Genomic DNA, 9,514 nt, shown 5'->3' on the forward strand with positions numbered 1-9,514 from the left:
GCTAAAAAGGAGCAAACAATGAGCAAACCTAAACGGGGACAACATGCCGAGCAGCCAGTGCACATTCCGGTTATTGGTTGGTGGGACATAGCCAAACGTATTTTTAAGCAAATGAGCCAAGATAACTTATCGCTGGTTGCAGCGGGCGTTGCGTTTTATGCCTTACTTGCTATTTTTCCTGCTATTGCTGCAATGGTTTCTGTGTATGCGTACTTTTCATCGCCCACCGATATTAGTGAACACTTAAGTAAAATAGTTACCTTATTACCGCAAAGCACGAGCGATTTAATTTTATCTCAGGTCTCGAGCTTGGCTCAAACCTCTAACGCCAGTTTAAGCTTAAGTGCAATTGGTACACTTATTCTTACTATTTGGAGTAGCTCTAAAGGCAGCCAAGCGCTTATTACTGCCTGTAATATTAGTTATCATGAATACGAAAAACGCTCTTTTCTTCATGCTCAGTTAGTACGTTTTTTATTTTCGGTAGGGGCTATTTTAGTGGCTATTTTTGCTTTGCTAATTATAGGTATTTTACCCATAGTACTTAATTTAGTGGGCTTAAAAGAAAGTATAGACTTACTAATAAAGTTAATATCGTGGCCATTACTCGCCTTTATGTTTAATTTTGCATTGGTGCTTTTGTATCGCTATGCACCACACAGAAAACCCGCTAAATGGCGCTGGATCACACTTGGCTCGTGTATTGCGACTGTATTATGGATTTTAGCCTCAATTGGTTTTTCGTTTTATGTGTCTCACTTTGCAAGCTACAACGAAACGTATGGTTCGTTAGGCGGGGTAGTGATTATGCTAATGTGGCTCTATATAAGTGCCTATATTATTACGCTTGGGGCGGTAATAAATGCGGCAACCGAACAACAAACAGCGAAAGATAGTACTAAAGGCCCCGCTAAAGAACGCGGTAAACGCGGTGCCTATGTTGCTGATCACCTTGATGTAGATGAGCCGACAAACTCTTAGCCGGGCTCGTTATTGCACAAGCTTATGAGATGCTGAGTAAATGCTTGGCCAACGGGGCCTAAACGGTCATTGTCGGTGCACATTAAATAAAGCTTTAAGGAGCGGGTTGTACCTTGCTCTAAATTAAGGGGTTTAAGAGTGTTGTTTTTAAGATAAGGTTTAATTTGTGCACTAGGCAGCCATGCATAACCAAAGTTTTGGCTAACCATATCAATAGAGTTACGTAAGTGACTCACTGTCCAGCGCATATCAGCCCCAAGCCAGCCGTCGTCGTGGCTGGTGTGGGTGGCCGAATCGCGAACAACTATTTGCCTGTGTAATTTAAGCTCTCTGTAGGTCAGTGGTTCAGTGCGCTGGTGTAAGGGGTGATCAGGGTGCGCAACGGCAATAAATTCTATATCGCACAAACTATGGCAATTAATGCCATAAAGCGCAATAGAAGTAATTGCTAAGTCGACCACTGCATTGGTAAGTAATTCGTTTGCGCCGTTAAGTACGCTTTCTATCAGTTCTATTTTTACCAATGGGTATTGCTCATTAATATGGCTTAGCGCTTGGTACAATAAATGCTGCGGAAACACTTCATCTACCGCTATTTTTAATGTGCTTTCAATACCTTCGCTTAACGTATTAGCAACCGATTCTATTTTGCTGGCTTCATCTATTAAAAATTCGGCGCGGCGCAATATAAGCTTACCGTTTTCGGTTAAATACGCTTTACGGCCTTTTACTTCAAGCAATTTTACTTGCAGTGCCGACTCTAACTTTTGCACTGCATGGTGCACGGTTGATTGGCTTTTAAATACCGCGCTGCTAGCACCGGCAAATCCACCATGCTCTACAACAGCTTTAAACATTCTCCATTGCTCGAGTGTTGCCTTTGCCATTTTAAACCTTGTTACTACTTACTATTGATTAAACTACCTGACCGTGTAGACACTCTATTTATTGCGTAACTACTTATTTATTATTGGTAATAACCATTTTTTTGCTGCTCAGCAGCGTCATAAACTCTTTTTTAGGCACTGGCCTTGAAAACAAATAACCTTGCCCGTAGTCGCATCCTGCTTTTAGTAGTAGTTGCATTTGTTGCTGCGTTTCAATCCCTTCGGCAATAACTTTTAGGCCAAGCTGGTGGGCCATTACAATAATGGCTTCACATAAAGCAAGCTCCTGGCTCCCAGCTTTAATATTATCAATAAAGCGTTTATCTATTTTTAGATAATCGGTATCCATTTCTTGCAGGTACGCGAGCGATGAATAGCCGGTGCCAAAGTCATCTAGCGCTAATTGCACACCTGACTGGACTAATGTTTTTAAGCGACTTTGGGTTAGTGGCTCTGGGTTAACCATAAGGCCTTCTGTGATCTCGGCCACAATAGAGGAGGCGGGTAGTTTGGCTGCTTTTAAAATCTCACACCAATCGTCAATTCCGCTATCGATTGTTGATAACTGCACAGGAGAGACATTTATACTAATTTGAAATTGCTCCCCCATGGTGGTATTTATTTCTTTTAGGGTGTGTATTGCTTGCGTAAATACAAATTGGCCCAGCGCATTTATTTGCCTAGTTTCCTCAGCAAGCGGTATAAACGTCGCCGGCGAGACTAACCCCTTTTTAGGGTGGTGCCAGCGAATAAGCCCTTCGGCTTTATGAATGTGCAAATCGTTTAATGCCACAATAGGCTGATAAAATAGCTCAAATTGTTCAAGCTCTATGGCGGAGCGTAAATCTTTTAATAGCTGCATACGCGCTTGCGCATGAATACGCATATCTTTTGAAAAAAACTCAAACCCATTACGGCCGTTATTTTTAGCTTTATACATGGCTTGGTCGGCAGCTTTTAATAGCAGCTCTGTACTTTGGCCATCGCTAGGTGCGCATGCAATGCCCATACTAGCGCTAATAAATAGCTCCTCGTCTTCAAGCTGTATACTTGATGAAAGGCTTTGCAATATATTGCTGGCAATTTGGTTTATATGGCGACTGCTTTTAACATGGTCGTATACAATCACAAACTCATCACCGCCAATACGCGCGACAAAACTGGCGTTTATTGCAGCTTGAATTATCCGTTGAGAAACTAACTTAAGTAGATTATCGCCATAATGATGGCCTAACGTGTCATTAATATCTTTAAAGTGATCAATATCGAGCAGCATCACAACAAGTTCGCATTTGTCGCCTGTTACTTCTTCAAAACGCTTATTTAAACGCTCTTTAAGCTCAAGCCTATTTGGTAAATCAGTTAAGTGGTCGAAGTGAGTTTTTCGCCATATGGTTTCATCGGCTTGTTTTTTTTCTGTTAGGTCGGTAAAAATGGCCACCCGGCGAGTAGGCATGTTTTTATCATCGTAAACGGTATCTATGATCAGAAACTCGGTATAGGTGTCGCCATTTTTTTTACGATTAATTATCTCACCCTGCCAACGGCCAGTTTCTCTGAGCTCTGCCCACATTTTTTCATAAAATGCTTTTGAGTGTTTGCCAGATGCTAAAATACGACTGGTTTTACCTATCGCTTCTTCTTTGCTGTATTGGGTTGTTTCGCAAAACGCAGGGTTTACGTCATAAATAATGCCGTCGGGGTCTGTAATCATCATCCCTTCACTACTATTACTGTAAACAAGCGACGCTAAATGAAGTGCTTTTTCGTTGACCTTTTTTTGGCTTATATCTCTAAGAACAATAATGTATTCATTATTAGTGAGTGCATTGATTCTTGCCTCAAAAAAGTGCTCTTTAGATTTTTTAAACAATGTAAATTCAACGGTTTGTGAGCCCTCTAAAGTACCTAATTGAGAAAGCAGTAACTCTGCGTTGGCCTCAGAGAGTACATCAACTAATTTTAAAGCTTTGCCTGTCTCAACATTTAGCACAGGGCTAATATAGCCGCCAATATAAAGGATTTTGCCTTGGGCATTTATACGTATGTAGGTATCGGGTAAAGCATTTAATAAGCTCATTAACTCGTTGTGCTTATTTTTTAATTTAGCCTCTGCAGATAGCCGGGTTTGTGCCATCACAGCAAAACGGTCATAAAGCGCGCGCAGCTCTGGGCTATTGGGCTTTTTAATATGTTTGGGCATAGTGCCATTTGCCAGTTCATCTGTGGCTTTGGTTAAATTAGCGATAGGCTTAAATATACTTTGTTTAATTAAGCGCCTAGCGAGCAACACCAACAAGGCAATAGCCGATAAAAACGCAAAAATAGTTTTAGCAAAGTTTTTATTAACTGTATTAATAAAGTCTTCAACCGAAACGGCTATATAAATATCTAAATTATTATCATGGTCGTCTTCGTATATAACTGAGCGGTGAAAAACCTGATTTTCGCCTTCTGCATTTTTAAACACGGTTAACGAGCTTTTATCGTGAAGTAAATCTATGTCGGTAATTTTTTGGCCTAAATTACGTGGTTGATTAGGGTAGTTGGCCAGTATTAAGCTGTTAGAGTCGGCAATAACGGCCTTGGCATTGTTAGGTAATTTTGCTTCGCTTAAGGCGATATTCCACCAATTCAATGCAATAACGGTAACTAGTGTGCCTTTTAATTGGTTATTACTATCTATAATTGGGTAGGCAAAATTGACACTTTGCGCTTGAATACTTCGGTCGTATTGAAAATACCCCACCGAAAAACTTTTATTACTAATGGCATTTTGAAAATAAGTACGATCGCTAATATTAATATTTTTACTACGACCATTTGTCACGCATTGTAGGTCGCCGTTTTTATCAACAATACCTATATTTGCAATATTCTGGTGAAGGGCTTTTATTTCGTAAAAGTAATTAGGGCAAGTTGTGGGGAGTGTTTCATTTTTTGCAGTTTTATCGGCTAAATAAATAGTAATACGTTTAACATCATCAACCATGATTTTTTGATGTTGTGTCAAGTGCTTAGCGATGTTTACTATTCTTTCTTCACTTTTTTCTATGGCAGCATCACGCTCATACCATAGCGTAAATACCGTCACAGCGGCACCGGGAATGCTAAGTAGAATGAGTAACCTGTAAAGCTGGCTTTTAAGCGATGAAGTAAAAATAAGTTTTCCTTAAGCTCTGCGTCCCTAAAAAGTGATTGTAGACATAAAAGCCAAAAATAACCATACAAAATATAGGGTTGCACTAAAAAGTTATTAGAAATCAGCTTAAGTCTGTGTTTTTAATCATGAAGCTTATTATGCCAAATAAACGAATTATCAAAATAAATACTCAACTTTCTAAAAAATAGAACGTTTCGCTCGATTTAAAGACATAGTCGTATTGTTTTATGAATGTTTTAATAAGCTCATTAATTAATCTACTACAGTATTTTAAATATGAACATAGCAAAAGTGTTAACTGCTTACGCCACCCAAGATGGTGATGGTGTAAACATAAGTCGGATACCTGGTTTTGATGGCAAATATCTCGACCCTTTTTTAATGATTGATGAGCTAAAGTCTAACAATGAAAGTGACTATATTGGTGGCTTTCCACCGCACCCTCATCGCGGCATTGAAACCTTTACGTACATTATTAAAGGTGGCTTTGAACACCAAGATCAAATGGGCAACAAAAAAGCGATCCGATCTGGCGATGTACAATGGATGAGTACAGGTAGAGGCGTAATGCACAGTGAAATGCCACTAACAGATGCAAAAGAGGGGCTGCATGGCTTTCAAATTTGGATCAATATGCCCAGTGGCGAAAAAATGCGTGCGCCACGTTATCAAGATACTACACAAAATCCAGCGCCTGAAGTCACTAACAAGCACGGCGTGAGCTTTAGTGCACTTGCGGGTAATTGGCAGTTTGAAGATTGTACGTTAACGTCGAGTTTGCAAAGCTTAGCGGCCAATGCTGCACTGGCCAATGTTACTCTCCCCGTTAATACACGCATCCAGTTAGCAGGGCTTAAACAACGTAAAGTGATGATTTATGTTCATACAGGTGAGCTTATTACAAGTGACGAGCAAACATTTAATGCTGGCAAGTTGCTTATATTAAGTGAAAACAGTGACATTGATATATCTTCACAAAAGGGGGCGGGGATACTTATTTTAGCGGGTAACCCACTTGAGCAACCTATTGTACATATGGGCCCATTTGTAATGACCACGCAAGAGGAAATTAAACAAGCGGTGCGTGATTATCAAAACGGTGAATTTGGCAACATTTAATAGTTAATTGAGGAGGTTATTATGGGTTTATTAGTTGATGGCCAATGGCAAGAAAAATGGTACGACACCGACTCGAATAATGGTAAATTTAAACGCGAAGCAGCACAGCTTCGTAATTGGATCACAAAAGATGGCAGCCCTGGACCTACAGGGAGCGGCGGATTTAAAGCGCAAGCAAATCGCTACCACTTATATGTTGCCTTAGCGTGCCCGTGGGCGCATCGCACACTTATATTCAGACAGCTAAAAGGCCTAAGCGATATTATTAGCGTATCGGTAGTCAGCCCAGATATGTTAGATAAGGGGTGGAGCTTTGATAAAGATAACCTCAGTAGCGGCGATGATTTATTTAATAGTGAATACTTACATCAAATTTATACTAAGCACGATGAAAATTACAGTGGGCGAGTAACTGTGCCTGTGCTTTGGGATAAGCATCAAAATAAAATTGTTAGTAATGAATCTGCAGATATTATTCGTATGTTTAATACCGCATTTAATGAAATTACGAATAATACGGATGACTATTACCCAAAACCACTACAAGCTGATATTGATGAAATTAACGACCTTGTTTATACCAATATTAATAATGGGGTATATAAAGCGGGTTTTGCAACCACACAAACAGCATACGAAGATGCATTTACTGCGTTATTTAAAGCACTTGATAAAGTAGAAGGCATACTAAGTAAAAATCGTTACCTGATGGGAGGTACTTTAACTGAAGCAGATTGGCGTTTATTTACCACACTCATCCGGTTCGATAGCGTGTATGTAGGGCATTTTAAGTGTAATTTACGCACCATTGAAAGCTACCCAGCGCTGAGTAACTATGTACGTGAGTTATACCAAATAGAGGGAGTAGCCAGTACGGTTAACTTTGATCATATTAAGCAGCATTACTATTTTAGCCACACGATGATCAACCCAACGCAAATTATTCCAAAGGGGCCGGCGTTAAACTTTAGCCAAAACCATAATAGAGACGAGTTGGGCTAAGAGGTATTAGAAGGCATTATAATAAGCGGCAATTGCACTTTTAAAAAAGCTTTTATAAATGCAATTGCTGCTATGCAAATAACTTTACCAGCCAGCCGTATTTTCGCACAAAGCTGGTTTCGCTTTTGCCAGCTTGAACCGTTGCTCCGGCTAAAAAGGCTGATGCCAATCCTACCTTGGTGGCTGCAAAGCGCTTAAAGCGATACTTTATTGCTGCATGGTGCTGGCGTTTTAATGCATGCTGTAAATCCATTTGCTTATTTAACGTGTCAACGTTCTCATTGGGTTCTTTAATTAGAAAATTAACGAGCATGGTTATTTCCTTATAGATTTAAAAGTTGCTTCACACTTTTAATCGTTTTACTAAAGCCAATTTTATTGCTTAGGTATACGGTATTTCGCCAAAGCCAAATTAAACAAATTATTTGCGCGAGTGCAGCAGTAGCAAAGCTAAGCCAAACCGAGCCAAATAAATCATATACACCGTAGCCAATTGCACCTAGTAAGCCGGCCCACAACAAAATCAAACCACTGGCAAAACATCCTAAAAATATAGTGATCAACGCCATTGATCGTAACGACAGCTTCCACTCAGCTTTTGCAAGTTGGTGGGTAAGCTTTCCTTGCGTTTTATAATCCTCCTTGAGCTGGTCAGAGTATTCAATGATCTTTGCTATATGATCCTGCCAATCATCCTTTTGGCTAGGGTCATCAGTTGTTTGATTTTGAGCATTACCGTCCGTGGTTGCTGTTGTTTGTGAGCTACTCATTATTTATTACTTACGACGAAATAATGACGTTACAAGCATACCCGCCGCAAAAGCAATCCCCGCTGTTGCTAGCGGATTTTCTGAGGCAAAAGCACGCGTTTTTGCGCTGCACTCAGTTAGTTTTTCACGAGCAATAAGTTGTTTTTCGCTTAGTGCTTCTGCAGAGCTTGAAGCGCCTTTACGTACGCTTGACTCAGCAACTGATGCCTTGCTTGAAAGTGCATCTACTGCATCGTGTGCTACAGACGTTGCTTTTTCAGTCAACGGTGCCTCACTCTCTTTTTGTTTAAGATCAGGTTTCATGTTTGTTTCAGTATTCGGTTTTGTATTTGTTGCAGTAGCCATAATCAATCCTTAATAAATAAAATAAAAAAATTTAACTGGTGCTATAGCAGATGCAACGATTAAACCAACCATTAAAAATAATTTAACCACTTGATTTTATTGTTTTTATATATTTTAGGTAGGGTGCGGTAGATTAAATAAAAAGCAGCATGAAGTAAGTATTGCTGCTGTGCTAAGTAAATTTTACATGCCTATAAACCTAGGGCCTGTTTACCTTTCGAGATTTAATTTGCAGCAGTCTGTTTGGGATTTAGGCAAGGTAGAGCCTATGTAGTGTGGTTATTCCCCATAAATAGGCGATAACGACGTATAAATGTCAAACAGGCGCTGCCCGAAGGGTTCTGCCTAGGGGGCATTTACTCTTTGTTACTCGGTTTTTACTTAGCCCACTAGGTTACAAACCTCACGCCGCGATTAAATACCCCCTAGATTGAACAAATTATAATCCTTAAAGGTCAACAGGCCCTAGATTCATTTTTTTGTAATTATTCATTGATTATTCAGTAAGCAAATTATGTAAACCAAACGTTATTAGCAACGCTTTAAAAAAATTTTATCTACTACCTCCACTTTTTCCCACGTAATTCAATCGCTTTGCGTAAAGCCTTATTTTTTCTAGCTTAGCGAGACGTTAAAGCTGGTCAGCTTACTTGACAAAAAGGCTTGTCAAGCCCTAAACTGGAGCACTGTGGTAAAAAGTGGTTTTTAGTGGATCTAACTGGATCAAATTAATCGAAACTCGATTACACAATTTAAAAGTAGGCTTTTTATGTTTCGTGGCGCTAGTTCACTGAGCTTGGATGATAAAGGACGTTTTGCGGTACCGACTAAGTACCGAGACGCTTTGCTGTCTGAAGATCAAGGAACGGTAATATGTACCATTGCGCTAAACGAGCCGTGTTTATGGTTGTATCCTCTTGCACAGTGGCAAGAAATAGAAAGCCGCTTATCTAAAATCTCTAATATGAATCCACGCGCTCGCCGAATGCAACGTATGTTGTTAGGTAATGCCACAGAGTATCAACTTGATAAAAATGGTCGAATTTTGCTGGCGCCTTCATTGCGTAGCCACGCAGAACTTGGCAAAAAGATCATGCTAGTTGGTTTAATGAATAAATTTGAAATTTGGGATGAAGCGCGTTGGCACGAACAAATGCGCCAAGACACTGAGTTGGAAAGGCTCGGCGATTTTGAAGCAAACCAAGATTTAGATAATTTCACACTCTAACGGCACTAAAAAAGGCAAA

9 protein-coding genes are annotated in these 9,514 nt (G+C 39.9%); 4 read left to right on the forward strand and 5 right to left on the reverse strand.

The window, feature by feature from the left end; all coding sequences use genetic code 11:
- Window positions 1-18: 18 nt before the first annotated feature.
- Entirely contained in the window at window positions 19-981 is a 963-nt protein-coding gene (locus tag MTN96_RS01105; RefSeq protein WP_248530526.1) for a YihY/virulence factor BrkB family protein, read from the forward strand.
- On the opposite strand, the gene MTN96_RS01110 is transcribed toward MTN96_RS01105, so the two are convergent.
- Both MTN96_RS01110 and MTN96_RS01115 read right to left on the reverse strand, forming a co-directional pair.
- Complete coding sequence (locus MTN96_RS01110; protein WP_004589125.1) at window positions 978-1,868, reverse strand: LysR family transcriptional regulator; 891 nt, start codon at window positions 1,866-1,868, stop codon at window positions 978-980. The two genes, MTN96_RS01105 and MTN96_RS01110, sit on opposite strands and share 4 nt — an antisense overlap.
- A 73-nt stretch (window positions 1,869-1,941) precedes the next feature.
- The gene (locus tag MTN96_RS01115) at window positions 1,942-4,962 is read right to left on the reverse strand and encodes an EAL domain-containing protein (RefSeq protein ID WP_248530527.1); all 3,021 of its coding nucleotides are present in this window, start codon (window positions 4,960-4,962) and stop codon (window positions 1,942-1,944) included.
- Window positions 4,963-5,307: 345 nt separating this feature from the next.
- Here MTN96_RS01115 and MTN96_RS01120 point away from each other — a divergent pair, with 345 nt between their 5' ends.
- Window positions 5,308-6,150 carry a pirin family protein gene (locus MTN96_RS01120; protein ID WP_248530528.1) on the forward strand — a complete coding sequence of 281 codons (843 nt, stop codon included), beginning with the start codon at window positions 5,308-5,310 and terminating at the stop codon, window positions 6,148-6,150.
- A gap of 21 nt (window positions 6,151-6,171) precedes the next feature.
- A complete protein-coding gene (locus MTN96_RS01125) occupies window positions 6,172-7,152 on the forward strand; it encodes a glutathione S-transferase family protein (RefSeq protein WP_248530529.1) in 981 nt (326 codons plus the stop codon).
- Window positions 7,153-7,222: 70 nt separating this feature from the next.
- Here MTN96_RS01125 and MTN96_RS01130 read toward each other — a convergent pair whose 3' ends face one another.
- The 3 genes from MTN96_RS01130 to MTN96_RS01140 are packed head-to-tail and all read right to left on the reverse strand — an operon-like array spanning window position 7,223 to window position 8,267.
- Complete coding sequence (locus MTN96_RS01130; RefSeq protein ID WP_004589129.1) at window positions 7,223-7,465, reverse strand: hypothetical protein; 243 nt, start codon at window positions 7,463-7,465, stop codon at window positions 7,223-7,225.
- 10 nt (window positions 7,466-7,475) lie between these two features.
- Window positions 7,476-7,922 carry a hypothetical protein gene (locus MTN96_RS01135; protein ID WP_024033307.1) on the reverse strand — a complete coding sequence of 149 codons (447 nt, stop codon included), beginning with the start codon at window positions 7,920-7,922 and terminating at the stop codon, window positions 7,476-7,478.
- A 6-nt stretch (window positions 7,923-7,928) separates the two neighbouring features.
- Window positions 7,929-8,267: a hypothetical protein gene (locus MTN96_RS01140; RefSeq protein WP_004589131.1), complete on the reverse strand. Its 339-nt coding sequence runs from the start codon at window positions 8,265-8,267 to the stop codon at window positions 7,929-7,931.
- A gap of 769 nt (window positions 8,268-9,036) precedes the next feature.
- Here MTN96_RS01140 and mraZ point away from each other — a divergent pair.
- Entirely contained in the window at window positions 9,037-9,495 is a 459-nt protein-coding gene (gene mraZ, locus MTN96_RS01145; RefSeq protein WP_004589407.1) for a division/cell wall cluster transcriptional repressor MraZ, read from the forward strand.
- Window positions 9,496-9,514: the final 19 nt, after the last annotated feature.

The organism is Pseudoalteromonas sp. 2CM28B (assembly GCF_023161935.1).

Excerpts from the sequence above, each read along its gene's own strand:
- MTN96_RS01105 (WP_248530526.1), top strand. The coding sequence starts at position 19 with ATGAGCAAACCTAAACGGGGACAACATGCCGAGCAGCCAGTGCACATT.
- MTN96_RS01110 (WP_004589125.1), bottom strand. The coding sequence starts at position 1,868 with ATGGCAAAGGCAACACTCGAGCAATGGAGAATGTTTAAAGCTGTTGTA.
- MTN96_RS01120 (WP_248530528.1), top strand. The coding sequence starts at position 5,308 with ATGAACATAGCAAAAGTGTTAACTGCTTACGCCACCCAAGATGGTGAT.
- MTN96_RS01125 (WP_248530529.1), top strand. The coding sequence starts at position 6,172 with ATGGGTTTATTAGTTGATGGCCAATGGCAAGAAAAATGGTACGACACC.
- MTN96_RS01130 (WP_004589129.1), bottom strand. The coding sequence starts at position 7,465 with ATGCTCGTTAATTTTCTAATTAAAGAACCCAATGAGAACGTTGACACG.
- MTN96_RS01135 (WP_024033307.1), bottom strand. The coding sequence starts at position 7,922 with ATGAGTAGCTCACAAACAACAGCAACCACGGACGGTAATGCTCAAAAT.
- MTN96_RS01140 (WP_004589131.1), bottom strand. The coding sequence starts at position 8,267 with ATGGCTACTGCAACAAATACAAAACCGAATACTGAAACAAACATGAAA.
- mraZ (WP_004589407.1), top strand. The coding sequence starts at position 9,037 with ATGTTTCGTGGCGCTAGTTCACTGAGCTTGGATGATAAAGGACGTTTT.